Genomic DNA, 26,592 nt, shown 5'->3' on the forward strand with positions numbered 1-26,592 from the left:
CACCCCTGAGGAGACCCAGCCATGAACTACGCCGACCGGGACCCCGCCCTGCGCCCCCTGCTCGACCGGATCCTGTCCGCCGAGGACCGCGCCCGTGCGGAGCCCCTGCTCACCGAGCTCGGTGAGCTGGCGGCAGGTGAGCTGGACCGGCAGGCCGCGCTCGCCGACGCCAACCCGCCCAGGCTGCGCCAGTACGCCCCGGACGGCGAGCGCGTCGACGAGATCGAGTACCACCCGGCCCACGACCGGGTGGCCTCGATCGCGTACGAGCGGTTCGGCCTCGCCGCGATGTCCCACCGCCCCGGCGTCCACGGCTGGCCCGCCACGATCCCGCACGCGGTCAAGTACGCGCTCTCCTACCTGTATGTGCAGGCGGAGTTCGGCATGGCGTGCCCGCTGTCGATGACGGACTCGGCCGCCCGCATCCTGCGCCTGTTCGACCCGGGGCGGTACGCCGACGAGATCGCCGCGCTGTCCTCCACCGACCCGCGACTGCGCGCCACCGGTGCGATGTTCATGACCGAGCGGCAGGGCGGCACGGATGTCGGGCTCACGGAGACCCGCGCCACCGACCGCGGCACGCACTGGACGCTCACCGGCAAGAAGTGGTTCGCCTCCAACCCGGGCGCCGACGTGATCCTCACCCTCGCCCGCGTCCCGGGACAGGGCCCGGGCACGCGCGGGCTCGGCATGTTCCTCGTCCCGCGGCTGCGTCCGGACGGCAGCCGCAACGCGGTCCGCGTCGACCGCCTCAAGGACAAGCTCGGCTCGAGGTCCATCGCGAGCGCCGAGGTCACCCTCGACGAGGCGTACGCGACGCCCGTCGGCGAACTCGGCCGCGGTTTCCGCCAGATGGCCGAGATGGTCAACGTCTCCCGTCTCTCCAACGCCATGCGCGCCACCGCCCTGATGCGCCGGGCCGTCCGGGAGTCCATCGACCACACCCGCACCCGCGAGGTGTTCGGCAAGCCGCTCTTCGAGCAGCCTCTGATGCGGGCCACCCTGCTGCCGTTGATCGTCGACGCGGAGGCCGCGCTCGGGCTCGTCCTCGAGGCCGCCGGCCGCCTGACGGCCGCCGACGAGGGATCCACCGCCGCCCGTGACCTCGTCCGTGTCCTCACCCCGCTCGCCAAGCACACCCTGTGCAAGCGGGCCCGTACCGTCACCGGCGAGGCGATGGAGATCCGCGGCGGCAACGGCTACATCGAGGACTGGGTCAACCCGCGCCTGCTGCGCGACGCCCACCTCGGCTCCATCTGGGAGGGCTCGTCCAACGTGATCGCGCTCGACGTGCTGCGCTGCATGCGCCGCCAGGGCGCCCACCACACCCTGGCCGACACCTACGGGGAAGGTCACCTCGCCGACCATTGGAAGGCCCTCCGGGACAAGGGCGACCGGCTCCTCGAACTCCCCGAGGCGGAACAGGAGATGCGCATCGGCCGGTACGCCGACGAGCTCACGCGCACGGTCATGGCGACGCTCCTGTTCGAACAGGCCGACTACGAGGCCGAGGCGACCGGCAACGGCCGCAAGCTCCTGGTCGCCCATGCCCACCTCGCCCTGATGGACGACCCGGACGCCCTGCCCCGCACCGCACTGGACCACCTCGACGAACTCGCCGACGGTGGCCGGGTACCTCTCGCCCTGGTGCGCGAGACCGTTGCCCGGTCCGGCGCGAAGGAGGCGGCCCGTGTCTGAACAGCCCGCAGCAGCACCGCTCGCCGGCATCAAGGTCGTCGACCTCTCGAAGATTCTGGCCGGACCGTACGTCACGATGTCGCTGGCCGACCTCGGAGCCGACGTCATCAAGGTCGAACACCCCGACGGCGGCGACCCGACGCGCGGCTGGGGACCGCCCTTCAACGGCCCCGACGCCACCTACTACCTGGCGGCGAACCGCAACAAGCGCTCGGTGACCCTGGACCTCAAGTCCCCCGGGGGCCAGGAGGCCGTGCACCGGATGCTGGCGACCGCCGACGTGGTCGTCGAGAACTTCCGCCCCGGCAGCTCCCTCGCGCGTACCTTCGACTACGCGCGGCTGTCCGCCGCCTACCCGAGGCTGGTGGTGCTGCACATCTCCGCGTTCGGAGACCACGGGCCGCTGCGCGACGAACCCGGCTACGACATGGTCGCCCAGGCCTCGGCCGGTCTGATGTCGCTCACCGGTGAACCGGACGGCCCGCCCGTCAAGGCCGGCTACGCGATGGGAGACCTCGGAGCCGCTCTCTTCGGCGTCATCGGAGTGACCTCGGCACTCGTCGAGCGCGAGCGCACCGGACGCGGGCAGTACGTCACCACCTCGCTGTACGAGTCACAGCTCGCCCTGCACATCAACTGGGCGACAGGCTACTTCGCGACCGGGGAACGCCCGCAGCGCCTCGGCTCCGGCCACCCGAGCCTCGTCCCGTACCAGGCCTACCCGGCCGCCGACGGGCACTTCGTGATCGCCATCGGCAACGACGCGCTGTTCCGCCGGCTGTGCGAGGCGCTCGGCCACCCGGAATGGGCAGACGATCCGCGTTTCGCCACCAACCGGGACCGGGTCACCCACCGCGCGGCCCTCAACGCCGAGCTCGACGGGGCCCTGGCCCATGACACCGTGGCCCACTGGTGCGCCCTGCTGGGGAGCGAGGGTGTCCCCGTCACACCCATCCGTGCCCTCGACGAGGTGTACGACTGCCCGCAGACCGCGGCGCTCGGCATGGTCCAGAAGGTCGATCATCCCGACGTCGGACCGCTCGAGCAGGTCGCCTTCCCCGTCACCTTCCGCGGCGAGCGCCCCTCGGTGCGCACCGCACCGCCCACCCTGGGCCAGCACAGCCGCGACGTGCTCGCCGAGCTCGGCTACAGCGAAGCCGAGATCACCCGACTGCTCGACCACCCGCAGGCGTAAGGAGTCCGACCATGCCCTTCCCCGCTCTCGACCCGGCCGATCCGCTCGGCCTGGAGTCCCTCCTCACCGATACCGACAGGGCCGTGCGCGACACGGTCCGCCAGTATCTGGACGACAAGGTGCAGCCGCACATCGCCGACTGGTTCGAGCGGGGAGAGCTCCCCGACCTCCCCGAACTCGCCCGCGACTTCGGCGACCTGGGCCTGCTCGGTATGCACCTCGACGGCTACGGCTGCTCGGGAATGTCCGCTCGGGCGTACGGACTGGCCTGCCGCGAGCTGGAGGCTTGTGACTCGGGCCTGCGTTCCTTCGTCTCCGTACAGGGCTCCCTCGCCATGTTCGCGATCCACCGGTTCGGTTCCGAGGAGCAGAAGCGGGAATGGCTGCCGCGTATGGCGGCGGGCACGGCCATCGGATGCTTCGGCCTGACCGAACCCGACCACGGCTCCGACCCTTCGTCGATGCGCACGCGCGCCCGGCGTGAGGGCGGCGACTGGATCCTCGACGGGCGCAAGATGTGGATCACCAATGGCTCGGTGGCGGCGGTCGCCGTCGTCTGGGCACGCACCGACGACGGCATCCGAGGCTTCGTCGTACCGACCGACACCCCGGGCTTCTCCGCGCCCCCCATCAAGCACAAGATGTCGCTGCGGGCCAGCGTCACGAGCGAACTCGTGCTGGACGCCGTCCGGTTGCCCGCATCCGCGTTGCTGCCCGAGGCCCGTGGCGTCTCCGCACCGCTCACGTGCCTCAACGAGGCGCGGTACGGCATCGTGTGGGGGGTCACCGGCGCGGCCCGCTCGGCCTGGCAGGCAGCCGCCGACCACGCGGCCCAGCGCGAACAGTTCGGCAAGCCCCTGGCGGCCTTCCAGCTCACCCAGCAGAAGCTGGTCGACATGGCTCTGGAGCTGCACAAGTCGACCATGACCGCGCTGCGGCTGGCCGATCTGAAGGACTCCGCCGAAGGTGCCCACCCCGCGCAGATCAGCTTCGGCAAGCTGAACAACGTACGCGAGGCCCTCGAGATCTGCCGCACGGCCAGGACGATCCTGGGCGCCAGCGGAATCTCCCTCGAATACCCGGTCATCCGCCACATGAACAACCTGGAGTCCGTCCTCACCTACGAGGGCACGACCGAGATGCACACCCTCGCCCTCGGTCAGGCACTGACCGGCGTCGCGGCCTTCCGCTGACACGGTTCGCACAACGTTCGCTGCCGGGCGAACGGGGAGGCGGGCGCGCGGCGCCTGCCGGATCCCCCGCGCCCGGCGACGTACGGTGGGCCGTATGGCCCCTCCGCTTCCGGGTCCGCTGGAGGACCTGGCGCCGCTGCTCAGCCACTACGGCTACTGGGCCGTGGGTGGCGTGGTCCTGGTGGAGGACTTCGGCGTCCCCGCCCCGGGCGAGACCATCCTGATCGCGGCGGGCGTGTACGCCGGCGCGGGTGAGCTGAACGTCGTGGCCGTGGGGGTGATCGGGTTCCTGGCCGCCGTCGTCGGGGACAACATCGGCTATCTGATCGGCCACTTGGGCGGGCGTGCCTTCGTCCACCGCTGGGGCAGGTACGTCTTCCTGACGCCGAAGCGGTTCGAGGCGGCCGAGCGGTTCTTCACCCGGCACGGCGGCAAGATCGTCACCGTGGCGCGCTTCATCGAGGGTCTGCGCCAGGCCAACGGCATCATCGCCGGCACCACCGGCATGCCCTGGCGCCGCTTCCTCGCCTTCAACGCGCTCGGCGCGGCGTTGTGGGTGGGCCTGTGGGTGACCCTCGCGTACTTCGCCGGCACGCACATCAACGCCGTCTACGACACCATCCAGCGGTACGAGGCGTACGTCCTCGCCGGAATCGGCGTCCTCGTCGTCGCGCTGATCGCCCGGCATCTGGTGCGGCGCAGGCACCGGCACCGCCACCAGGAGAGCCGAGAGGAGCACCCCCGAGAGGAACACCCCCGAGAGGAGAACCCCCGAGAGGAACACCCCTGAGGGAAACGCCCCTGACGGAAACATCGCTGCCGGGAACACCACTGACGGGAATACCCCTGGGGGGTATGCTGTTCGGGAGTGGTGAAGGGCTTCGCCGGCAGGCGGGGCCCCATCAGCGCCGACAGGGGAGAGCGACGATGACACACCCGGCCAGCCCGCACGAACACCAGCATGAACACCACGGACACCACCAGGGACACCCTCACGCCCCGGCCGCTCCGGCGGGCGCGGGTGCCTCCTGGCGCACGGCCGCGCAGGCGACGCTGCACTGCCTGACCGGCTGCGCCATCGGCGAGGTGCTCGGCATGGTCCTCGGGACGGCGGCCGGGCTCCACAACGCGGCCACGGTCACCGTCTCGATCGCCCTGGCCTTCGTCTTCGGCTACGCGCTGACGATGCGCGGGGTGCTGCGCGCGGGCGTACCCCTACGGCAGGCGCTCAAGGTCGCGCTCGCCGCGGACACGGTGTCCATCGCGGTGATGGAACTGATCGACAACACCGTCATGGTCGGGGTGCCCGGCGCCATGGACGCGGGCCTGGCCGACGCGTTGTTCTGGGTCTCGCTGATCCTCTCCCTCGCCCTCGCCTTCGTGCTGACCACTCCGGTCAACCGGTGGATGATCGGCCGGGGCAAGGGACACGCGGTCGTGCACGCCTACCACTGATCTCGCCGACCGTGACGCCGGTCCTGCGGGCCGGTGTCACGGATGGGGCCGGTCGTCCGGGCGTGTGGTCTCGTTCATCGGGCCGGGGGCCGTTCGGCCGTAGCGGCCGGGTTGCCGCGCGGCCCGGTGGACGCGCCGGTGGTGCGTGGCGGCGCCGGTCATCAGGGACAGACCCAGGCAGAAGAGCAGGGCGAGGGCGAGTCCGGCGCTGAAGATCGCCAGGGTGCTCATGGTGGCGATCTGGTTGCCGAGCACCGAGACCGTGTAGTCGGGCCCGCCGGACAGGTTTCCGGCGATGGCCAGGCCGGTGAACGCGGCGGTGGCCGCCAGGAGAAGCAGTCCGAAGAGCAGCATGGGAGTCATCTCCTCAGGAAGTCCCGTCTCCCGCCTCGTGTACCCGCATCGCCGCCGCGCCAACGAGCCGGCGCGTGCCGATGAGGCCGTACCGAACGGGTGGGTATGTGCGGCGCCGCTCCCGCCGGGTACCCGGCCGGAGCAGTGCGGTGAACGGCACCGCAGGACCTCACGAAGGGAGGCGTCATGGCTCAGCACGTACGCGACATCATGACCAGCCGACTGGTGACGGTGGAGCCGCAGACCTCGGTCACGGCAGCGGCCCAGAAGATGCGCGACGAGGACATCGGCATCGTCCTGGTCTGCGAGGGCGACGAGCTGCGCGGTGTGGTCAGTGACCGTGATCTGGTGATCCGCTCGCTGGCGGAGGGCGGCGACCAGGAGAAGCGCACCGTCGCCTCAGCGTGCAGCGCCGACCTCTTCACACTGACCCCGGACGAGGACCTCGACACGGCGGTGCAGATGATGCGCGAGCACGCCGTGCACCGTATACCGGTCGTCGACCAGGGACACCCCGTGGGCATCGTCTCCATCGGCGACCTGGCCATCGAGCGTGACCCGCGCTCCGCGCTCGGCGGGATCAGCTCGGCCGAGCCCAACGAGTAGGCCACGACCGGACGGACCACGACAGGACAAAACCGCCGAGCCACGACCGGAACCGACCACTGGGGGCGCCCGCGCGGGCGCCCCCAGCCGTGGGAGGTGGAGCCGTCAGGAGGCCAGGACCTTCTCCAAGGAGCCGATCGCGGAGCGCAGTTCGTTCTCGGTGACGGTCAGCGGCGGCGCCAGCCGGATCGTGGCGCCGTGGGTGTCCTTGACCAGGATGCCCTCCCGCATCAGACGCTCGCTGATCTCCCGGCCGGTGCCGATGGCCGGGTCGACGTCGACGCCCGCCCACAGACCGCGCGAGCGGAAGCCCACCACACCCGCGCCGAGCAGACCGGTCAGCCCCTCGCGCAGCACCGCGCCCAGCTCGGCGGCCCGGCGCTGGAACTCACCGGTCTCCAGCAGATCGACCACCGCCGTGCCGACCGCCGCCGCCAGCGGATTCCCGCCGAACGTCGAGCCGTGCTCGCCGGGCCGCAGCACCCCGAGCACCTCGCGGCTGCCCACGACCGCCGACACCGGCACGATGCCGCCGCCCAGCGCCTTGCCGAGGAGCACGACGTCCGGCACCACGCCCTCGTGCTCGACCGCGAGGGTGCGCCCGGTGCGGCCGAGACCCGACTGGATCTCGTCGGCGACGAACAGGCAGCCGGCCCGGCGGGTCAGCTCCCGCACACCGGCCAGGTAGCCGTCCTCCGGGACGATCACGCCCGCCTCGCCCTGGATCGGCTCGATCAGCACCGCCGCCGTGGTCTCGTCGACCGCCGCCTCCAGGGCCGCCAGGTCGTTGTAGGGAACGATCCGGAAGCCCGGTGTGAACGGCCCGAAGCCCGAGCGGGCCGTCTCGTCCGTCGAGAAGCTGACGATCGTCGTCGTACGGCCATGGAAGTTGTCCGCCGCGACCACGATCGTCGCCCGGTCGGCGGGGACGCCCTTGACCTCGTACGCCCACTTGCGGGCCACCTTGATGCCGCTCTCCACCGCCTCGGCGCCGGTGTTCATGGGCAGCACCATGTCCTGCCCGGTCAGCCGCGCCAGCCGCTCGGCGAACTCGGCGAGCCGGTCGTTGTGGAAGGCCCGCGAGGTGAGGGTGAGGCGGTCCAGCTGCTGGTGCGCCGCCTCGATCAGCGCCGGGTGGCGGTGGCCGAAGTTCAGGGCCGAGTAACCGGCCAGCATGTCCAGGTAGCGGCGGCCCTCGACGTCCTCCACCCAGGCGCCCTCGGCCCGGGCGACGACGACCGGCAGCGGGTGGTAGTTGTGCGCGAGGACCGGCTCCTCGGCGCGGATCAGCTCGTCGGAGGTGCGGGTGTGCGCGGGTGCGGTCATGAGCGGATCTCCTGGGTGCAGCACTTGATACCGCCGCCGGCCTTGTGGAACTCCGACAGGTCGACGGGAACGGGCAGGTAACCGTGGTCGGCCAGCCGGCCGGCGAGGGCCGTGGCGCCGGGCGAGATGAAGACGTGGCGGCCGTCGGAGACGGAGTTGAGGCCGAAGGCCATCGCGTCCTCGCGGGTGGCGATCACCGCGTCCGGGTAGAGACGGGCGAGCACCTCCCGGCTGCCGGGCGAGAACGCCTCCGGGTAGTAGGCGATGTTCCCGTCGGTGCCGTCCGCGCCGTCGTCGAGGACGAACAGCGCCGTGTCCAGATGGTAGAAGTGCGGGTCCACCAGCGTCAGGCCGATCACCGGCACGCCCAGGTACTCCTGCGCCTCGCGATGGGCCTCCGGGGTGGTGCGGAAGCCGGTGCCGGCCAGCAGCCAGCGCCCGGCCGGCACGAAGTCGCCCTCGCCCTCGCACACCGACTCCGGCCGGTAGACGTCGAACCCGGCCGACTTGAACCAGGTGTCGTAGGGGAGGGACTCCGGGCGCCGCTCGGGCGCGCGGAAGAAGGAGCCGAAGACGCGGCCGCCGACCACGACCGCCGCGTTCGCGGCGAAGACCATGTCCGGCAGGCCCGGCACGGGTTCCACGGTCTCGACGGTGTGGCCGTGGGCGCGGTAGGCGTCGACCAGCGCCTGCCATTGCGCCTGGGCGAGCGGGACGTCGACGGGACGGTCCGGACGCATCCAGGGGTTGATCGCGTACTGCACGGCGAAGTGTCTGGGTTCGCAGACGACGAAGCGCCGCCGGCGCGGCACACGGGACTCGGGCACGAAGGGGTTCCTCCGCTTCCTGGGGTGTCGAGTGAGGGTTGACACCCACGGTAGGAAGTGACGGATACGGCCGACAAGCAACGAGAGCTGCGTGTCCGAGCAGCAATGCTGCGTATCGGAGCCGTTCAGCGCACGTCTGCTGCGTTTTCGGGGGCGGGCTGGCTGGCACCCGCCTCCGGGCTTTCCGGCAGCAGATGCGACAGCACCATCACACTGATCGTCTTGCGGATGAACGGCTCCGTCCGGATCCGCTCCAGCACCTCCTCGAAGTGCTCCACGTCCCGTGCCCGCACGTGCAGCAGCGCGTCCGCGCCGCCGGTCACCGTCATGGCCGCCGTGATCTCCGGATGGTTGCGCACCACCTCGGCCAGCCGCCGGGGCGGCGCCGCCCCCTCGCAGTACACCTCGACGTACGCCTCCGTGCGCCAGCCCAGCGCCGACGGCTTCACCGTGGCCGTGAACCCGGTGATCACACCCGTCTCGCGCAGCCGGTCCACCCGCCGCTTCACGGCCGTCGCGGACAGGCCGATCTCCGCGCCGATCTCGGCGAAACTGCTGCGGGCGTTCGCCATCAGGGCGGTGAGGATCTTCCGATCCAGGTCGTCGAACGGTACCGGCCTGCTGTTCATGTCGGCACTGTATCCAGCACCGTATCCAGCACGAACGTCCACGCCCGGGACATGTCACGGCGTGCCTTTCGCCCCTACACTCCACGTTCATGCTGCGCGCCCTCGCCGTCGACGACGAACGCCCCTCGCTCGAGGAACTGCTGTACCTGCTGAACGCCGATCCCCGGATCGCCGGCGTGGAGGGCGCCGGCGATGCCACCGAGGCGCTGCGCCGCATCAACCGGGCCCTTCAGTCCGGCCCCGACGGGCCCGACGCCATCGACGTCGTCTTCCTGGACATCCAGATGCCCGGCCTCGACGGGCTCGACCTGGCCCGGCTGCTGACCGGGTTCGCCCGGCCGCCGCTGATCGTCTTCGTCACCGCCCACGAGGACTTCGCCGTCCAGGCCTTCGACCTCAAGGCCGTCGACTACGTCCTCAAGCCCGTCCGCAAGGAACGCCTCGCCGAGGCCGTCCGCCGCGCCGCCCAGCTGCGCGACGCCGCCCCGCGGATCACCGTCAGCGAGCCCGATCCCGACCAGATGCCCGTGGAACTCGGCGGGGTGACCCGGTTCGTCGCCGTCGACGACATCACCCACGTCGAGGCCCAGGGCGACTACGCCCGCCTGCACACCACCCGGGGCAGCCACCTGGTCCGCATCCCGCTGTCCACCCTGGAGGAACGCTGGCGCTCCCGAGGCTTCGTCCGCATCCACCGCCGGCACCTTGTCGCCCTGCGGCACATCGACGAGCTCCGCCTGGACGCGGGCTCGGTGAGCGTGCTGGTCGGCGACGAGGAACTCCAGGTCAGCCGCCGCCACGCGCGTGAGCTGCGGGAGCTGCTGCTGCGCCGGACCGCGCACTAGGGGGTCGTACGCCATGCCGCAGGACGCCGGCGAGCGCCGTGTCACCGTCACCGGCCCGCCCCGCCGCACCCGCCGGGCCCCGGGCCACTACCGCCCGCGCACCGAGATCGACGAGCAGACCACCCTCGGCCACACCTACGTCCGCTCCCTGATCCGCAGTCAGCTGCGCACCGCCCTGGCGGTGTTCGCGGTGCTGGTGCTGCTGGTCGCCCCGCTGCCGCTGGTGTTCGCCGCGGCCCCCGAGGCCCGGCGCCTGACCTGGGCGGTCCTCGGCTTCTGCCTCTACGCCCCCTTCGTGCTGCTCGCCCGCTGGTACGTGCGCCGCGCCGAACGCAACGAACGCGACTTCGTCCGGCTCGTCGAGGACCGCTGAGGACACGCGGCCGTGAACTCCGCCTACACCGTCCCCGCCGTGGCCCTCGTCGTCGTGGCCACCGTCCTGGTCGGCGCGTTCGGACTGCGCGTGTCCCGGACGACGTCGGACTTCTACGTCGCCTCCCGCACCGTCGGCCCGCGCCTGAACGCGGCCGCCATCAGCGGCGAGTACCTCTCCGCCGCCTCCTTCCTGGGCATCGCCGGCCTGGTCCTGGTCCAGGGCCCCGACATGCTCTGGTACCCGGTCGGCTACACCGCCGGCTATCTGGTCCTGCTGCTGTTCGTCGCCGCCCCGCTGCGCCGCTCCGGCGCCTACACGCTGCCCGACTTCGCCGAGGCCCGGCTCGCCTCGCAGGGCGTACGCCGGCTCGCGGGCGCCTTCGTCGTCGGCGTCGGCTGGCTGTACCTGCTGCCCCAGCTCCAAGGCGCCGGGCTGACCCTGGCGGTGTTCACCGGCGCGCCGAACGCCCTCGGCGGCGTCGTCGTGGCCGCCGTCGTGGTGGCCACGGTCGCCGCGGGCGGCATGCGCAGCATCACCTTCGTCCAGGCCTTCCAGTACTGGCTGAAGCTGACCGCCCTGCTCGTCCCCGCGCTCTTCCTCGTCCTCGCCTGGCAGGGCGACGGCGCACCCCGCCACGCCTTCGACGAACCGCCCGCCTTCCGCGAGCAGCGCACCGTCCGCGTCGACGGCGCCCTCGACCTGCGGCTGGAGCGCCCGCTCACCGTCACCGTCAGCGGCACCGTCGACGGCCGCACCCACCACGACCGGCAGACGACCCTGGCCGCCGGCACCCACCACCTCGAGCGCGGCACCCGGCTGACCTTCGCCTCGGGAACCGCCGTCCCCGAGGCCGCCCGGGGCGGCACCGGCGGCATGTCCACCTCGCTCACGGCGGGCCGCGAGGACCGCCCGCTGTACGCCACCTACGGCCTCATCGTCGCCACCTTCCTCGGCACCATGGGCCTGCCGCACGTCGTCGTCCGCTTCTACACCAGCCCGCACGGCGTGGCCGCCCGCCGCACCACGGTCGCCGTCCTCGGCCTGATCGGCGGCTTCTACCTGCTGCCTCCTCTCTACGGCGCCCTGGGCCGGATCTACGCCCCGGAGCTGACGATCACCGGGAACGCGGACGCCGCCGTCCTGCTGCTGCCCGACCGGATGATCGGCGGCCTCGGCGGCGACCTGCTGGGCGCGCTGGTGGCGGGCGGCGCCTTCGCCGCCTTCCTGTCCACGGCCTCCGGCCTGACCATGGCGGTGGCCGGGGTGCTCACCCAGGACGTGCTGCCCTCGCGCGGCCCGCTGCCCGCCCGCGGCGTACGGCACTTCCGGCTCGGCACGGTGCTCGCCATGGCCGTGCCGCTGGCCGCGAGCGTGCTGGTCGGCGGACTGCCGGTGGCCGACGCGGTCGGGCTCGCCTTCGCCGTGTCGGCTTCGTCCTTCTGCCCGCTGCTCGTCCTCGGCATCTGGTGGCGGCGGCTCACCCCGCCCGGCGCCGCCGCCGGCATGCTGACCGGCGGCGGCGCCGCGCTCGTCGCCGTCGCCGTGACCATGGCCGGCCTGCCCGGCAGCGGACCGCTGCACGCCCTGCTCGCCTGGCCCGCCCTGTGGTCGGTGCCCCTGGGCTTCCTGACCATGGTGCTGGTGTCCCTGGCCACCCCCGGCCGCGTTCCCGCCGGTACGGCCGCGGTCCTCGCGCGCTTCCACCTGCCGGAGCAACTGAGGGCGGAGGTGCAGGCGTGAGCGGTTTCCTCGCCGGACTGTGCGTGGCCGTCCTGCCGCTGCTGGCCGCCGGCTTCTGGCTCGGCCGGCGCACCGCCCGGACGCCGCACCTCGGCGGGCTCGGCACCCCCGTCGAGCACGCCACCTTCCAGACCCTGCACACCGCCTCCCTGGCCGCGCCCCCGCTGCGGGCCGGGCTGACCGAGGAGACCGCCCGCAGGTCGGCGCGCCGGCTGCGCTCCCTGCTCGGCACCGACGCGCTCTGCCTCACCGACGACACCCAGGTCCTGGCCTGGGACGGGGTCGGTGCCCACCACCGCGGCGAGATCATGGACCGGCTCGGCGGGCCGCTGGACACCGGCCGCGGCGAGGCCTTCCGCCTGACCTGCGAGGCCCCGGACTGCCCGGTGCGCTGGGCCGTCGTCGCCCCGCTCACCGTGGACGACCGTGTGCACGGCGCCCTGGTCGCCTGCGCGCCCCGCGAGTCCGCCGTCCTGGTCCGCGCCGCCGCCGAGGTCGCCCGGTTCGTCTCCGTCCAGCTGGAGCTCGCCGAGCTCGACCGGTCCCGCACCCGGCTGATCGAGGCCGAGATCAAGGCGCTGCGGGCGCAGATCTCACCGCACTTCATCTTCAACTCGCTCGCGGTGATCGCCTCGTTCGTGCGCACCGACCCCGAGCGCGCCCGCGAGCTGCTGCTGGAGTTCGCCGACTTCACCCGCTACTCGTTCCGGCGGCACGGCGACTTCACCACTCTGGCCGACGAGCTCCACGCCATCGAGCACTACCTGGCGCTGGTGCGGGCCCGCTTCGGCGACCGCCTGGCCGTCACCCTCCAGATCGCCCCCGAGGTGCTCCCGGTCACCCTGCCCTTCCTGTGCCTGCAACCGCTCGTGGAGAACGCCGTCAAGCACGGCCTGGAGGGCAAGACCGGCACCTGCCGCATCCGCATCACCGCCCAGGACGCGGGCGCCGAGGCGCTCGTCGTCATCGAGGACGACGGCGCCGGCATGGACCCCGAGCTGCTGCGCCGCATCCTCGCCGGCGAGGACAGTCCCTCCGGAGGCATCGGGCTGTCCAACGTGGACGACCGGCTCCGCCAGGTCTACGGCGACGACCACGGCCTGGTCATAGAAACCGCGCCGGGCGCGGGCATGAAGATCATCGTCCGGCTGCCGAAGTACCAGCCGGGCGTGCACTCCTCCGGACGGCTCGGACAGCTCGCCGACTGAGGAACGGGCCCCGGCCCTGGTGGTCCGGGGCCCGGCGCTCCGGCGGCCGGTGCTCCGCCGCCCGGTGCTCCGCCGCCCCGGGCTCAGGCGCTGCCGTGGGTGACCACCATGCCGAGGGTGATCAGGCCCAGCACGACCCACCCGAACCACAGCCAGCCGTTGCCGCCGAGCGCCACCGAGTAGGCCGTCACGGCGACCAGGGCCCCCAGGGTGAGCGCCCCCATCGCCTTCGTGGAACCGTCCGTCGAACCGGGCATCGCGACACCCTCCTCGTGGTCCGTCTCCCCTCCATGGTGCCCCGGTTCCGCCGTTCGAGCGGCGGCGGTGCGGGGGAATGCGAGGGAAGGGACCGAGAACTCGAAGAGGTGTTCGGTTCAGGTGTTCAGTTCCCGCGTGCCTGGAGCGAGGCCAGATAGGCGTTGTACGCCTCAAGTTCCTTGTCGCCGTCCCGGTCCGCGGCCCGGTCCTTGCGCTTGGCCTGCCGCTGCTCGGAGCGGTACCACTGGAACAGCAGCGCCAGCAGCACCAGGACGGAGGGGACCTCGCTGAAGGCCCAGGCGATGCCGCCGGCCGCGGACTGGTCGGACAGCGCGTCGATGCCGAGGGAGGCCGGCGGATGCCGGAAGGTGTCCACCATGGGCGTGGAGCCCATCATCAGCGCGATGCCGAAGAACGCGTGGAACGGCATGCCCGCGAACAACTCCAGCATCCGCATCAGGTAGCCCGGGCGGTTCGGACCAGGGTCGACGCCCATGATCGGCCAGAAGAAGGCCAGGCCGACCGCGAGGAAGTGCACCATCATCGCGATGTGCCCCGCCTTCGATCCCATCAGGAAGTCGAACAGCGGTGTGAAGTACAGCGCGTACAGGCTCGCGATGAACAGCGGGATGGTGAACGCGGGGTGCGTGACGACCTGGACGTAGCGGCTGTGCAGCAGGGCCAGCAGCAGCTCGCGCGGCCCCCTGCGGCCCCGGCCGGCCACCGGCAGCGCGCGCAGCGCCAGGGTGATCGGGGCACCGAGCAGGATCAGGATCGGCGACAGCATGCTGATGACCATGTGCTGCACCATGTGCACGCTGAACATGACCATCCCGTAGTCGTTCAGCCCGGTGCACATCATGAGCCCCACGGTCAGCACGCCCACGACGTACGCGACGGTGCGGCCCACCGGCCAGGAGTCGCCGCGCCGGCGCAGCCGCACCACGCCCCAGCCGTACAGGCCGAGGCCGAGCAGACAGGCGACGAGGAAGAACGGGTCCGCGGACCACTCGAGGCCGCGGCCCAGGGTGAACGGCGGCAGGTCCATGGTCATGCCATGCCCGCTGTGATCCATCCGCCGGCTCCTGATTCGTGGGGGTTGTGCGCTGTCTGACCGAGCTGTGCGTGTCCGCAGCCGTCTGTCCGCAGCTGTCTGTCCGCACCAGACTAGAACCGCCCCCGGCCGCGACGGCGACCGGGGGCGGTTGGAGTCCGAGTGTGCCGCGTGTGACCTACAGCACGCACTCCGCCTCGGCGTACCGGTCGGCGGGAACCGTCTTGAGGGTCTCCACCGCCTCGGCCAGCGACACCATCACGATGTCCGTGCCGCGCAGCGCGGTCATCCGGCCGAACTCCCCGCGGTGCACGGCCTCCACGGCGTGCCAGCCGAACCGGGTGGCCAGCACCCGGTCGTAGGCCGTCGGCGTGCCGCCGCGCTGGACGTGCCCGAGGATGACCGGCCGGGCCTCCTTGCCCAGGCGGTGCTCCAGCTCCAGGGAGAGCTGCCGGGCGATGCCCGCGAACCGCTCGTGGCCGTAGATGTCCTTGCCGCCCTCGTCGAAGTCCATGGTGCCCGGCAGGGGCTTGGCGCCCTCCGCGGCCACGACGATCGCGAAGCGCTTGCCCGCCGAGAACCGCTCGCCGACCTTCTTCGTCAGCTCCTCGATGTCGAAGGGCCGTTCGGGAACCACGACGGCGTGGGCGCCGGCCGCCATGCCGGACTGGAGCGCGATCCAGCCGGTGTGGCGCCCCATGACCTCGACGATCAGCACCCGCTGGTGGGACTCGGCGGTGGTCTTCAGCCGGTCCAGGGCCTCGGTGGCGACGGTCACGGCGGTGTCGAAACCGAACGTGACGTCCGTCACCGCGATGTCGTTGTCGATGGTCTTGGGCACGCCCACGATGGGCAGCCCGTTGTCGGAGAGCAGCCGGGCCGCCTTGAGCGTGCCCTCGCCGCCGATCGGGATGATCGCGTCCAGTCCGAGCTCCTGGACATGGCCCCTGGCCCGCTCCACACCGTCCCGCAGGTGCTCGGGGCGGACCCGTGAGGAGCCGAGGATGGTGCCGCCGCGCGCCAGGATGCCGCCGACGGCGTCGAGGTCGAGCTTGAGGTAGTCGCACTCCAGGAGGCCCTTCCAGCCGTCCCGGAAGCCGATGACCTCGTCGCCGTGGTCGGCGACGGCGCGGTGCACGACGGACCGGATGACGGCGTTCAGGCCGGGGCAGTCGCCGCCGGACGTGAGGACACCAATGCGCATAGCCCGAATAACCTTCTCCACATGGGCACGGGACCGGACCGCGCTGTCCGGCTCGATCCCCGCCACCCTAGCGGCACCAGGGGGCAGGTCCGAACCATGCGTCCGCCTGCTGGACGGGGCCGCTCACCTGTGCGGACGGCCCGTCAGACGGGCTGGTCGCGCCGTGCCGACGGGCCGGTGCACGCGAGCTCGCACGAGCCGCGGAAGAACCGTTTCCCGCGCGCCCCCGACACGCGCCGAGACGGGGTCCGGGGGCGCGGGGGCCGCTGAGCGGCTCTCCTGCGCGGGCTGCCGGACGGCTGTCCTACGCGGGCTGCTGCGCGGCCGCGATGCGCTCGCCCCGCAGGGCCTCGTACCAGCGGTCGTCGATCGGCGGCAGCGCGTTGACGTCGAGCGCCAGCTTCAGCAGCAGGTCCGCGATCTGCGGGTTGCGGGCCAGCACCGGCCCGTGCATGTACGTGCCGAAGACGGTGTCGTTGTACGCGCCCTCCGTGCCGTCGCCCGTGCCGTTGCCCTTGCCGATGCGGACCTGCGCGAAGGGGCGGGCGGTCGGGCCGAGGTGGGTGACGCCCTGGTGGTTCTCGAAGCCGGTCAGCGGCGGCAGGCCGAGCCGGGGGTCGATGTCGCCCAGCACGTCGCCGACGCACCGCTCGCCCTCGCCGCGCACCGAGACCACGTCGAGCAGGCCCAGGCCCGGCTCGCGCTGGCCGAGGTCGTTGACGAACTCGTGGCCGAGGATCTGGTAGCCGGCGCAGACGGAGAACACGATCGCGCCGTTCTGCACGGCCTGGTACAGGTGCCCGTCGCGGCGCAGCCGCTCCGCCGCCAGCCGCTGCGGCCGGTCCTCGCCGCCGCCGATCAGGTAGATGTCGCCGGAGGTCGGGATCGGCTGGTCGCTGCGCACGTCGAGACGGGCCACGTCCAGGCCGCGCTGGCGGGCCCGGCGCTCCACGACGAGCGCGTTGCCCTGGTCGCCGTAGGTGCTCAGCAGGTCCGGGTAGATCCACACCAGCCGCAGTTGGTTGTCGCTCATGAAGTGCTCGTCCTCCGTGGTCAGTTGCCGACGCGGCGGCGCAGGTCCTGGAACGCGGTGTAGTTGGCGATGACCTCGATCCGGCCCGGCGGCGCCTGCTGCACGGCCTGGTCGAGGTTCTCGCAGACCTGGAAGTGCTGGTTCGCGACCTCCAGACGCACCGCGAGGTCCAGCTTCCGGTCACCGATCACGAAGAGCGGGTGGCCGGTCAGACGCGTGTAGTCGACGTCCCACAGCCACGAGGTGTCCGTGCCGTCCGCGCCGCGCGCGTTCACCGACAGGATGACCGGGGTGGGCGGCGGGTCGATCAGCGAGAACGTCTCCAGCCAGCCGGCCGGGTTCTTCGCCAGCAGCAGGCGCAGGTCGCGGCCCTGGAACTGGACGACGTCGTAGCGCCCGGCGACCGCCTGCACCTGGTACATCCGCTCCAGGGCGACCTGCGGCGGCACCCCGAAGACGGCGGCGACGGCCGCGGAGGAGGCGGCGTTGGCCTTGTTGGCGCGGCCCGGCAGCTGAAGGTGGATCGGCCAGGCCGAGCCGTGCGGGTCCAGCACGTGGTCGCCGGAGAGCGCCCAGCTGGGCGTGGGCCGGCGGAAGCCGCACTCGCCGCAGAACCAGTCGTCCCCGGGGCGCTGCATCACACCGCCGCAGGACGGGCACGACCAGGCGTCGTCCTTCCACATCTGCCCGGCGGCCACCCAGATCACATTGGGCGAGGAGGACGCGGCCCACACCACCAGCGGGTCGTCGCAGTTGGCGACGATCACGGCCTTGGAGCCGGCCAGGCCCTCACGCCAGTTCTCGGCGAGCATCCGGGTCTCGGCGGCCCGGTCCAGCTGGTCGCGGGAGAGGTTGAGCAGTGCGATGCACTTGGGGCCGGTGTCGCGGGCCACACCCGCGAGGTACTTCTCGTCGACCTCTATCACGCCGAACTTGGCGTCCGACCCGCCCGCCAGCGCGGAGGTGATGCCGGCCGGCATGTTGGCGCCGAGGGCGTTGGAGACGACCGGGCCGGCGGCCCGCAGCGCCTCGGCGATGAGCCGCGTGGTGGTGGTCTTGCCGTTGGTCGCCGAGACCAGGACGACGTCCAGGTTCTGGGCGAGCCGGCCGAGCAGGTCGGGGTCGAGCTTGAGGGCCACCCGACCGCCGATCACCGAACCGCTGCCGCGCCCCGCGGCGCGCGATGCCGCCGCGACCGCCTTGCCCGCGGTCACGGCCAGCTTGGCCCGCGGCGTGAGCGGGTCCGAGTTGCCTGCCATCAGTTCTCGATCCTCCTTGCATACGCGCCGCGCCTGAGCCATCCGGCAACGTGGTGAGGCCTCAGCCTATCGAGATCCGTTCGCACTCCCGAACCCCGGCACCGTCGCGACGCCCGCGCGCCCTTCGCGCGTGACGACAGGACCGTACCCTTGCCGCCATGCCACACCGCTCGATCCCGGGCGCCCGCGGGCGCGTCCGGCCTCTCAGCCTGCTCTCGGACCCGGTGCTGCACGCGCCCTGCCGTGAGGTCACCGGCTTCGGCCCCGCACTGTCGGAGCTCGTGGAGGACCTGTTCGCCACGATGTACGCCGCCCGTGGCGTCGGCCTGGCCGCGAACCAGGTGGGGGAGCCGCTGCGGGTGTTCGTCTACGACTGCCCCGACGACGAGGACGTACGTCACCTCGGTCACGTGGTGAACCCGCGCCTGGTGGAGACCGGCGGCGTGGTGGTCCGCGGCCCGGAGGGCTGTCTGTCCCTGCCGGGTCTGGAGGCGGGCACCGAGCGCCACGACGAGGCGGTCGTCGAGGGCTACACGGTGACCGGAGAGCCGGTCACCGTGCGCGGGACGGGGTTCTTCGCCCGCTGTCTCCAGCACGAGTGCGACCACCTGGACGGCGGCCTGTACGTGGACCACCTGACGGGGTGGCGGCGGCGCAGGCTGCTCAGGCAGGCGGCGAAGGCACCCTGGAACCGCGATCAGGCCGGCGGCGGGGAATCCGGGTCTTAGGGGGTGTCTCGCCCCTAGAACCCCGGGCCGCCGATCCTGTCCCCGGCCGCCGCGAGGCGGCCCCAGAGGAGGTCGGCGAGGCTGCGGACCAGTTCCGCGCGGGAGCAGGGGCGCTCGCCCAGCCACCAGTCACCCGCCGCGTGCATCATGCCGACGATGCCGTGGCCCCACACGCGCGCCAGCTGCTGGCTGTTCGGGCCGAGGTCCAGGCGCTCCTCGATGACCTGGGCCAGCTCCTCGCCCATGCGGCGCAGCAGCGGGGCGGAGTGCTTGCCGACGTCGAAGCCCTGGTCGCCGCCCTGGCCGCCCTCCGCCGGATGCATCAGGAACCGGTACACCTGCGGGCGGGCCTCGATGGCCGCGAGATAGGTGTCCAGCGTCGACTCCACGCGTTCGCGCCGGTCCGCGGGGGCGTCCAGAGCGGCCCGCAGCGAGTCGAGCAGGGCGTCGGTGTGCCGCTTGGCGAGCGCGGCGTACAGGCCGCCCTTGTCGCCGAAGTGGCGGTAGAGGATCGGCTTGGTGATGCCGGCCTCGGCGGCGATGGCGTTCATCGAGGCCTGCGGGCCGTCGCGCAGCACCACCCGGTCGGCGGCCTCCAGCAGCTCGCGCCGTCGGCGGTCGGCGGACCGCTGCTGATCGGTCCGCTGTGTGGTGTCCATGAGCTCTCCCCACCCGTGCTGATTCGGTGACGCCTGCGCAAACTAACACTCACCGGCCCCGGCGCATCGAACGGGCTGCCGATGGCAGGCGGGGGATTTGACTTTTCCTACCGGCCGGTAACACAGTACGGTTACCGCAAGTAACACGCAGGTGTGGCACTGGAGGGGACATGGCCGAGTTCACCATGGAGCTCAACGACGAACAGAAGGAGGTGCGGGACTGGCTGCACGGCTTCGCCGCCGATGTGATCCGCCCCGCGGCCGCCGAATGGGACGAGCGTGAGGAGACTCCCTGGCCGGTCATCCAGGAGGCCGCCAAGGTCGGCATCTACTCCCTCGACTTCTACGCCCAGCAGTACTTCGACTCCACCGGCCTCGGCATCCCCATGGCCATGGAGGAGCTGTTCTGGGGCGACGCGGGCATCGCCCTGTCCATCGTCGGCACCGGCCTCGCCGCGGTGGGCGTCCTCGCCAACGGCACCGAGGAGCAGATCGGCACCTGGATCCCCCAGATGTACGGCGACGCCACCGACGTGAAGGTCGCCGCCTTCTGCTCCTCCGAGCCCGACGCCGGCTCCGATGTCGCCTCCATGCGCACCCGCGCGGTGTACGACGAGGCCAAGGACGAGTGGGTGATCAACGGCACCAAGACCTGGGCGACCAACGGCGGCATCGCCAACGTCCACGTGGTCGTCGCCTCCGTCGACCCGGAGCTGGGTTCCAAGGGCCACGCCTCCTTCATCGTCCCGCCGAACACGCCGGGCCTCGCCCAGGGCCAGAAGTTCAAGAAGCACGGCATCCGCGCCTCCCACACCGCCGAGGTGATCCTCGACAACGTGCGCGTCCCCGGCTCCTGCCTGCTGGGCGGCAAGGAGAAGCTGGACGAGCGCCTCGCCCGCGCCCGCGAGAAGGCCAGGCAGGGGGGCGGGGAGCGGCTGAAGAACGCGGCCATGGCCACCTTCGAGGCCTCCCGCCCGGCCGTCGGCGCCATGGCCGTGGGCACCGCCCGGGCCGCGTACGAGGTCGCCCTGGACTACGCCAGGACCCGTGAGCAGTTCGGCCGGCCGATCATCGACAACCAGGGCGTCGCCTTCCAGCTCGCCGACATGCGCACCCAGATCGACGCGGCCCGGCTGCTGGTCTGGCGCGCCTCCTGGATGGCGATCAACGGCAAGCCCTTCACGGCCGCCGAGGGCTCCATGTCCAAGCTGTTCGCCAGCGAGACCGCCAAGACGGTCACCGCCCAGGCCATCCAGATCCTCGGCGGCAACGGCTACACCCGCGAGTACCCGGTGGAGCGCATGCACCGCGACGCGGCGATCTACACCATCTTCGAGGGCACCAGCGAGATCCAGCGCCTGGTCATCGCCCGCACGATCTCGGGCATGCCGATTCGCTAGACGGGCTGACGCCCGCGTGCCCCGTCCGTCGCTTACGTCGTGCAGTCACGTACGTCGTGCAGTCACGTGCGTCACAAATGTCACGCACGGGCGGGGCACTTCGGGGCTCAGCGGTGCCTGAGCGGTGTCAGTTGTTCGATGTCGTAGCGCCGGCGCAGGTCTTCGATGGCCTCGTGGTCCGGGGGGCCTCCGTCCGCCAGGATCTCCAGCAGCTCCTCGAAGTACCGCTCGTGGTCCGGGGGCGGTGCGGCCTGGAAGAACATCTTGGCCGGGGTTTCCGTGGGATTGGCGAACGCGTGCGGGCAGCCCGGGGGCACCACGATGACCGTGCCCGGCGTCGCCCGCACGACCCGGTTGCCCGAAGGGGACTCCCACTTCTGCCAGTGGTCGGGGGTCCGGATCCGCGGCTCGAAGGCGAGCACGTCCAGCTCACCCTCCAGCACGTAGAACAACTCCTCGCTGCGCGTGTGCACATGGGCGCCCACGTCGAAGCCCGGCGGGACCTCCACCTCGAAGGTGGAGGCCGTCCGGGAGTGCGAGCCGGTCACCTTGAACGTCACGCGCTGGGCGGGCGTCTGGACGACCCGGCCGTGGCCCGGCGGTACCAGCAGCCCCTCGTTCGCGATGGGCGGGGCGTCCTCGGCCGCCGCCGGCGTCTGATCGTCCACGACCGCGGTGAAGGGAGGCTCATTCGTCGCCGTCATCTCGGCTCACCACGTCACGGGCAGGGCCTCGGGCCCGCGGATCAACGCGCCCTTCCTGAAGGGCACCTGACCCGGCGGCACCGCGAGCCGAAGCCCCGGCAGCCGGTCCAGGAGGGCGTCGACCAGCAGCTGCGCCTCCATACGGGCCAGTTGGCCACCGGGGCAGTAGTGCGGGCCGAAACCGAACGCCACATGGGGGTTCGGGCTGCGCGAGAAGTCGATCCTCTCCGGGTCCGGGAAGACGTCCGGGTCGCGGTTGGCGGCCACGTACGACACATAGACCGCGTCGCCCGCCCGGATCCGCACCCCCTTGATCTCCACGTCCTCCCGTGCGATCCGCGACAGCCCGACCGCGTTGCGGTGCGGGATGTAGCGCAGTAGTTCGTCGATGGCCTGCGGACGGATCTCCGGCCGGGCGCGCAGCTGGTCGGCCAGCTCGGGCCGGGTGAGCAGGACGTAGAACATCTGCCCGCTGTTGTTGGTGACCGCCTCGCCGCCGATCTGGAGCAGCACCGCCAGACCCACGGCCTCCGCCAGGGAGATCTCACGGCGCCCGACGGCGGCCCCGAGCAGCGAGGCCACGTCCCCGGTGGCGCTGTCCGCGCGCGCGTCGATCAGTTCGGTGAAGTACGCGCCCATCTCCTCCTTGGCCCGCTCGCTGACGTCGGCGCCGTGCGAGGAGGACAGGATCAGCTGGGTCCACGTGTGCATGCTGTGCCGGTCGGCGACCGGGACACCCATCAGCTCGCAGATCACCGCGATCGGGAACGGGCTGAGCACCGCACTGGTGAGGTCCGCGGGCGGGCCGGCCGCGAGCAGCTCGTCGACCAGCTCGTCCAGCATCCGCCGGGAGCTCTCCCGCACCCGCTCGACCCCGCGCGCGGTGAGCGCGGGAGCGACCGAGCGGCGCAGCCGGGTCTGGTCGGGCGGGTCCAGGAAGCCCACCGCGCCACGGCTCGGGATGAAGTGCGGGGCCAGCCGGGTGACCTGCCGGTCCATCACCGCCTCACGGCTGAACCGGGGGTCGTTGGTGACCAGCCGCACATCCTCCATGCGGGTCACCAGCCACGCCCAGCCCTGCCCGTTGGGCAGCTCGATGCGGGTGACCGGACCCTCCTCCATCAGGTCGGCCAGCACCGGGTCGAAGTCGACTCCGGGCAGGTCGAGCGCCGGCCAGTGCCGGATCGGGGGAAGGGCCCCGGGGGCGGGGGCAGGGGCAGGGGCGGGCTCGGTGACAGGGAGCGGTTCGGTGACGGGAGGTGGCTGGGTGACCGGTGGGGGCTCGGTGACGGGGAGGGGCTCAGTGGAGGGCAGGGGTTCGGTGAGGGGGAGGGGCTCGGCGGGGCTGAGCGTCTCGGCGGCGGTGAGCGTCTGGGTCAGGGTCAGCGCCTCGGAGAGCCTCGCCTCGCTCGCCCCGGCCGAGCGGGCCACCGCTGTGGTCCCGGTCGTCCCGGTCGCGCCGGCCACCCCCGAAGCCTCTGCCGCCCCGGTCAGGTCGGTCGCGCCGGTCACGTCGGGGGCCCCGGTCACGTCGGCTGTGTCGGTCATGACCGGCCTCCGTTCTGCCAGCTGCCGAGGGACATCTCCGCGGTGATGCCGGGCCCGAACCCGGCCAGCAGCCCGCGCGCCCGGTCCTCGACGCCGCCCTCGTCGAACAGACGGCGCAGCGCGTCCAGCACGACCGCGCTCGCGATGTTGCCGTACTCGGTGAGCGTGGCCCGGCTGAACCGGAACGCGTGCGGCTCGACGTGCAGGAACTTGCTGAGGTCGTCGAGGATGCGCGGACCGCCCGCGTGGATGACGTAGAAGTCCAGGTCGGTCGCGTCCCAGCCGTGCATCGCGGCGAGATCCTGAAGGGCCGGGGCGAGCGGCTCCATCGTCGTGGGCACCCGCTTGTCCAGCAGGAAGTGGAAACCGGTCTCCCGGACGTCGTACGCGATCCAGTCCTCCGTCTTGGGGATCAGGTAGGAGCCGTTGCGCTCCAGCCGGACACCGGTGCCGCCGGTGCCGCGGACCACGGCGGCGGCTATGCCGTCGCCGAACAGGCCGTTGGACAGCAGCGAGCCGACGCCGAGGTCGGTCGGCTGGTAGCACAGCGAGCAGAACTCGCAGGCCACGATGAGCGCGTTGGCGTCCGGGTAGGCGGAGCAGAAGTCGTGGGCCCGGTTGATCGCGGCGCCGCCCGCCGCACAGCCCAGCTGGGCTATGGGCAGCTGGCGGGTGGTGGAGTCGAAGTCCATCTCGTTGATCAGCCACGCCGTCAGCGAGGGCATCATGAAGCCCGTGCACGAGACGTAGATGATGACGTCGATGTCGGTGGTCAGGAGTTCGGCGTCGTCGAGCGCTCGCTGGATGACCGCGGGGACCCGGGCCTTCGCCTCGTGCTCGTAGAGCTTGTTGCGCTCTTCGAAGCCCGGGTGCTTCAGGGTCTCCTCGATGGGCTGGACGATGTGCCGGGTGTGCACACCGGTGTTCTCGATCAGCCGGAGGGCCAGCGGGAGTTGCGGGTGGTCCGCGTGACGGGAACGCGCGAGCTCCAGCGTTTCCTCCATGGTGATCACGTGTTCTGGAACGGACACCGAGGGCCTGCACAAAGTCGCCATGATCCGTGCCTGCTTTCGCCTTCCGGAAGGCCGGTAGCCCCCCGGTCAGAGGGTGGTGCACCCAGAAGGGTGGTCCACCCACGATCACCCGGGAGAGCGACGATCTCTCGCGGGACTACTCCAATCCGGCGACGACGCAACGGGGCCGCGGTGCCCCGGAGCCCTCCGGCGAGCGGCGGTCGAGAGGGCGGCGACCAGGGGAGAAGCGCAGATCAGGGGCTTCGGCGGCGCGGCGCCCAGAGCGCGGTTCGTCCGGCCTTCGCCGGGGGTCGCCGAAGGCACGGCGAGCGAGTGCGCGCGCGCCGCGCCCGGCGAGGGGACGAGGCGGCGGCGGGGCGTTCGGGCGACGAGGCGGCGACGGTCGTTCGAAAGGGGGGCGGCGCGTTCGGACGGGCGGCGCGGTTCTCCGCACGGGAGACGGGGGGGTGGGAGCGGCCACGGCCCCGAGGCGCGGGGCGAGGCGCTCGTCGGGGCCGGAAAATGGTGGCTGCGGCGGGCGGCCCCTGGCGCGATCGCCGCGCTCGTCGGGCCCCGCGCGGTGTCTATCCGGAGGCCGCCCCGCTGCTGTGCGCGATGCAGGCCACGTCGATCCGGTCGGCCAGTTTGGCGAGTTCGATGGTCAGCGCGGCCACCGTGTCCTCGTCGAGACCCTCCTGCCCGGCCTCCACCAGGCGCAGCCACCGGCCACCCACCGTCCGCAGCAACTTGCTCACATCGGCCGCGGCCACCTGCAAGGTACCGCGGTCGTCGACGATCAGAGGGAGAGTCACTTCGCGGTTCACACAGGGGATCGTAGCCGCGGAACGCTCACGCTCCGTGCCATACGGTGGTGATGTTGCAGAACTCGCGGATTCCGTGCCCGGACAGCTCACGGCCGTACCCCGACCGCTTCACCCCGCCGAAGGGGAAGGCCGGATGCGAGGCGGTCATCCCGTTGACGTAGACGCTGCCCGCCTCCAGATCCCGTGTGAACCGGTCGATCTCGGCCTCGTCGTGCGTCCACACGTTCGAACTCAGCCCGAACGGTGAGTCGTTCGCGATCAGTACGGCTTCGTCCAGGTCGGCCGCGTGGTAGAGGGTGGCGACCGGGCCGAAGGCCTCCTCCCGGTGGATCCGCATCTCACGGGTGACGCCGGCGAGGACCGTCGGCGGGTAGTACCAGCCCGGCCCGTCGGGACGTTTGCCGCCGCACAGCACGGTCGCGCCGCCGCGCACCGCGTCGTCGACCAGCTCCTCCAGGTCCTCGCGGGCCCGCTCGCTGGACAGCGGCCCGATCTGCGTCTCCTCGTGCATCGGGTCGTCCACCTTCAGCGCCTGCATGCCCCGTACGAAGCGTGCGGCGAAGGCGTCGTAGACGTCGGTGTGCACGATGAACCGTTTGGCGGCGATGCACGACTGCCCGTTGTTCTGGCACCGCGCGGTCACCGCGACCTCGGCGGCCCGGGCGAGGTCGGCGGACGGCATGACGACGAACGGGTCACTGCCGCCCAGCTCCAGCACCGTCTTCTTGACCATCTCCCCGGCGGTGGACGCCACGGCCCGGCCCGCGGGCTCGCTGCCGGTGAGCGTGGCGGCCTTGACCCGCTCGTCACGCAGGATGTCGTCCACCGCGCGGGAGGGGATCAGCAGGGTCTGGAAGCAGCCCTCGGGAAAACCGGCCCGGTGGAAGAGATCCTCCAGGTACAGGGCGGTCTGCGGCACGTTCGAGGCGTGCTTGAGCAGGCCGACGTTGCCCGCCATCAGCGCGGGCGCGGCGAAACGGATCACCTGCCACAGCGGGAAGTTCCACGGCATCACCGCGAGCACGGGCCCGAGCGGCCGGTAGCGCACCCGGACCTCGGTGGCACCGGAGTCCTTCACATCGGCGTCGGAGGGTTTCTCGTCGGCGAGGAGTTCCTCGGCGTGGTCGGCGTACCAGCGCAGCGCCTTGGCGCACTTCACGGCCTCCGCACGGGCCTGCCGGACCGGCTTGCCCATCTCGGTGGTCATCATCCGGGCGACGTCCTGCTGGTCCTCGACGAGGAGGTCGGCGGCCGCGCGCGCCAGGCGGGCGCGCTCGTCGAAGGCCGTCGTCCGGTAGGTACGGAAGGTGGCCTCCGCGAGCTGGAGCCGGCGCTCGATCTCCTCCTCGCCCATGGCCTCGTACGTCTTGAGCGTCTCGCCGGTGGCCGGGTTCACCGTGGCGATGGACATGACTGACCTCCCTGGGAGCGCTGTGCTTCGACCTTCCCGCGCCGC

At 71.9% G+C, this 26,592-nt stretch carries 26 protein-coding genes and 1 pseudogene; 12 read left to right on the plus strand and 15 right to left on the minus strand.

All coding sequences use genetic code 11. The annotated features are described in order from the left end of the window. Positions 1–21: 21 nt before the first annotated feature. From ABZ484_RS02695 to ABZ484_RS02715, 5 genes are all read left to right on the plus strand, one after another. Positions 22–1,698, plus strand: coding sequence for an acyl-CoA dehydrogenase family protein (locus ABZ484_RS02695; RefSeq protein ID WP_358864079.1), 1,677 nt, complete (start codon positions 22–24; stop codon positions 1,696–1,698). Beyond that, positions 1,691–2,893, plus strand: a complete 1,203-nt coding sequence (locus ABZ484_RS02700) for a CoA transferase (RefSeq protein ID WP_358864080.1) — start codon at positions 1,691–1,693, stop codon at positions 2,891–2,893. Before ABZ484_RS02695 ends, ABZ484_RS02700 begins: the two co-directional genes overlap by 8 nt. Positions 2,894–2,904: 11 nt before the next feature. Continuing rightward, on the plus strand, positions 2,905–4,086 hold the full coding sequence (locus ABZ484_RS02705; RefSeq protein WP_358864081.1) for an acyl-CoA dehydrogenase family protein: 1,182 nt from the start codon (positions 2,905–2,907) through the stop codon (positions 4,084–4,086). Between the two features lie 94 nt (positions 4,087–4,180). After that, the gene (locus ABZ484_RS02710) at positions 4,181–4,876 is read left to right on the plus strand and encodes a DedA family protein (protein ID WP_358864082.1); all 696 of its coding nucleotides are present in this window, start codon (positions 4,181–4,183) and stop codon (positions 4,874–4,876) included. Between the two features lie 137 nt (positions 4,877–5,013). Then, entirely contained in the window at positions 5,014–5,541 is a 528-nt protein-coding gene (locus tag ABZ484_RS02715) for a DUF4396 domain-containing protein (RefSeq protein ID WP_358864083.1), read from the plus strand. A 36-nt stretch (positions 5,542–5,577) separates the two neighbouring features. Here the strand turns inward: ABZ484_RS02715 and ABZ484_RS02720 are convergent, their stop codons facing one another. Beyond that, on the minus strand, positions 5,578–5,895 hold the full coding sequence (locus tag ABZ484_RS02720) for a hypothetical protein (protein WP_358864084.1): 318 nt from the start codon (positions 5,893–5,895) through the stop codon (positions 5,578–5,580). 186 nt (positions 5,896–6,081) lie between these two features. Here ABZ484_RS02720 and ABZ484_RS02725 point away from each other — a divergent pair, with 186 nt between their 5' ends. Further along, complete coding sequence (locus tag ABZ484_RS02725) at positions 6,082–6,501, plus strand: CBS domain-containing protein (RefSeq protein ID WP_358864085.1); 420 nt, start codon at positions 6,082–6,084, stop codon at positions 6,499–6,501. A gap of 105 nt (positions 6,502–6,606) precedes the next feature. Here the strand turns inward: ABZ484_RS02725 and rocD are convergent, their stop codons facing one another. The 3 genes from rocD to ABZ484_RS02740 form a co-directional block, all read right to left on the minus strand. Further along, positions 6,607–7,827 carry an ornithine--oxo-acid transaminase gene (rocD, locus tag ABZ484_RS02730; RefSeq protein WP_358864086.1) on the minus strand — a complete coding sequence of 407 codons (1,221 nt, stop codon included), beginning with the start codon at positions 7,825–7,827 and terminating at the stop codon, positions 6,607–6,609. Next, positions 7,824–8,654 (minus strand): dimethylargininase, encoded by an 831-nt coding sequence (ddaH, locus tag ABZ484_RS02735; protein WP_358864087.1) that lies wholly within the window; start codon positions 8,652–8,654, stop codon positions 7,824–7,826. Before ddaH ends, rocD begins: the two co-directional genes overlap by 4 nt. 125 nt (positions 8,655–8,779) lie before the next feature. Next, positions 8,780–9,283, minus strand: a complete 504-nt coding sequence (locus tag ABZ484_RS02740; RefSeq protein ID WP_358864088.1) for an Lrp/AsnC family transcriptional regulator — start codon at positions 9,281–9,283, stop codon at positions 8,780–8,782. Between the two features lie 89 nt (positions 9,284–9,372). Here ABZ484_RS02740 and ABZ484_RS02745 point away from each other — a divergent pair, with 89 nt between their 5' ends. Genes ABZ484_RS02745 through ABZ484_RS02760 form a run of 4 tightly spaced genes read left to right on the plus strand, consistent with a single transcriptional unit; the run spans position 9,373 to position 13,452 of the window. Further along, positions 9,373–10,128, plus strand: coding sequence for a LytTR family DNA-binding domain-containing protein (locus ABZ484_RS02745; protein WP_306185517.1), 756 nt, complete (start codon positions 9,373–9,375; stop codon positions 10,126–10,128). Positions 10,129–10,141: 13 nt separating this feature from the next. Beyond that, on the plus strand, positions 10,142–10,501 hold the full coding sequence (locus ABZ484_RS02750) for a hypothetical protein (RefSeq protein WP_306185515.1): 360 nt from the start codon (positions 10,142–10,144) through the stop codon (positions 10,499–10,501). Positions 10,502–10,513: 12 nt separating this feature from the next. Continuing rightward, on the plus strand, positions 10,514–12,244 hold the full coding sequence (locus ABZ484_RS02755) for a cation acetate symporter (protein WP_358864089.1): 1,731 nt from the start codon (positions 10,514–10,516) through the stop codon (positions 12,242–12,244). Next, positions 12,241–13,452 carry a histidine kinase gene (locus tag ABZ484_RS02760; RefSeq protein WP_358864090.1) on the plus strand — a complete coding sequence of 404 codons (1,212 nt, stop codon included), beginning with the start codon at positions 12,241–12,243 and terminating at the stop codon, positions 13,450–13,452. Before ABZ484_RS02755 ends, ABZ484_RS02760 begins: the two co-directional genes overlap by 4 nt. Positions 13,453–13,535: 83 nt before the next feature. Here ABZ484_RS02760 and ABZ484_RS02765 read toward each other — a convergent pair whose 3' ends face one another. The 5 genes from ABZ484_RS02765 to ABZ484_RS02785 all read right to left on the minus strand — a co-directional run bounded on the left by ABZ484_RS02765 (position 13,536) and on the right by ABZ484_RS02785 (position 18,260). Continuing rightward, positions 13,536–13,709 carry a hypothetical protein gene (locus tag ABZ484_RS02765; RefSeq protein WP_358864091.1) on the minus strand — a complete coding sequence of 58 codons (174 nt, stop codon included), beginning with the start codon at positions 13,707–13,709 and terminating at the stop codon, positions 13,536–13,538. Positions 13,710–13,834: 125 nt separating this feature from the next. Beyond that, on the minus strand, positions 13,835–14,785 hold the full coding sequence (locus tag ABZ484_RS02770) for a cytochrome c oxidase assembly protein (RefSeq protein ID WP_358864092.1): 951 nt from the start codon (positions 14,783–14,785) through the stop codon (positions 13,835–13,837). A 157-nt stretch (positions 14,786–14,942) separates the two neighbouring features. After that, positions 14,943–15,968, minus strand: a complete 1,026-nt coding sequence (locus tag ABZ484_RS02775) for a 6-phosphofructokinase (RefSeq protein ID WP_030167069.1) — start codon at positions 15,966–15,968, stop codon at positions 14,943–14,945. A 304-nt stretch (positions 15,969–16,272) separates the two neighbouring features. After that, on the minus strand, positions 16,273–17,001 hold the full coding sequence (locus tag ABZ484_RS02780) for a glutamine amidotransferase (protein WP_358864093.1): 729 nt from the start codon (positions 16,999–17,001) through the stop codon (positions 16,273–16,275). Between the two features lie 20 nt (positions 17,002–17,021). Further along, the gene (locus ABZ484_RS02785; RefSeq protein WP_030167062.1) at positions 17,022–18,260 is read right to left on the minus strand and encodes a MurT ligase domain-containing protein; all 1,239 of its coding nucleotides are present in this window, start codon (positions 18,258–18,260) and stop codon (positions 17,022–17,024) included. 158 nt (positions 18,261–18,418) lie between these two features. Here ABZ484_RS02785 and def point away from each other — a divergent pair, with 158 nt between their 5' ends. Continuing rightward, entirely contained in the window at positions 18,419–18,988 is a 570-nt protein-coding gene (def, locus tag ABZ484_RS02790) for a peptide deformylase (protein ID WP_358864094.1), read from the plus strand. Between the two features lie 14 nt (positions 18,989–19,002). On the opposite strand, the gene ABZ484_RS02795 is transcribed toward def, so the two are convergent. After that, a complete protein-coding gene (locus ABZ484_RS02795; protein WP_030167056.1) occupies positions 19,003–19,647 on the minus strand; it encodes a TetR family transcriptional regulator in 645 nt (214 codons plus the stop codon). 170 nt (positions 19,648–19,817) lie between these two features. On the opposite strand from ABZ484_RS02795, the gene ABZ484_RS02800 reads away from it, so the two are divergent. Further along, entirely contained in the window at positions 19,818–21,047 is a 1,230-nt protein-coding gene (locus tag ABZ484_RS02800; protein WP_358864095.1) for an acyl-CoA dehydrogenase family protein, read from the plus strand. A 107-nt stretch (positions 21,048–21,154) separates the two neighbouring features. Here ABZ484_RS02800 and ABZ484_RS02805 read toward each other — a convergent pair whose 3' ends face one another. The 5 genes and pseudogenes from ABZ484_RS02805 to ABZ484_RS02825 all read right to left on the minus strand — a co-directional run bounded on the left by ABZ484_RS02805 (position 21,155) and on the right by ABZ484_RS02825 (position 26,547). Next, entirely contained in the window at positions 21,155–21,751 is a 597-nt protein-coding gene (locus ABZ484_RS02805) for a cupin domain-containing protein (RefSeq protein ID WP_358864096.1), read from the minus strand. 6 nt (positions 21,752–21,757) lie between these two features. Further along, entirely contained in the window at positions 21,758–22,936 is a 1,179-nt protein-coding gene (locus tag ABZ484_RS02810; protein ID WP_358864134.1) for a cytochrome P450, read from the minus strand. A 359-nt stretch (positions 22,937–23,295) separates the two neighbouring features. After that, a pseudogene (locus tag ABZ484_RS02815) lies at positions 23,296–24,363 on the minus strand (type III polyketide synthase); the annotation flags it as partial. 533 nt (positions 24,364–24,896) lie between these two features. Further along, the gene (locus ABZ484_RS02820; protein WP_028423261.1) at positions 24,897–25,136 is read right to left on the minus strand and encodes a DUF6213 family protein; all 240 of its coding nucleotides are present in this window, start codon (positions 25,134–25,136) and stop codon (positions 24,897–24,899) included. 25 nt (positions 25,137–25,161) lie between these two features. Continuing rightward, positions 25,162–26,547 (minus strand): NADP-dependent succinic semialdehyde dehydrogenase, encoded by a 1,386-nt coding sequence (locus tag ABZ484_RS02825; RefSeq protein WP_358864097.1) that lies wholly within the window; start codon positions 26,545–26,547, stop codon positions 25,162–25,164. Between the last annotated feature and the right edge of the window lie 45 nt (positions 26,548–26,592).

Origin of the sequence: Streptomyces sp. NPDC006393, assembly GCF_040628575.1 — a bacterium.
In the GTDB taxonomy this organism is placed as follows: domain Bacteria; phylum Actinomycetota; class Actinomycetes; order Streptomycetales; family Streptomycetaceae; genus Streptomyces.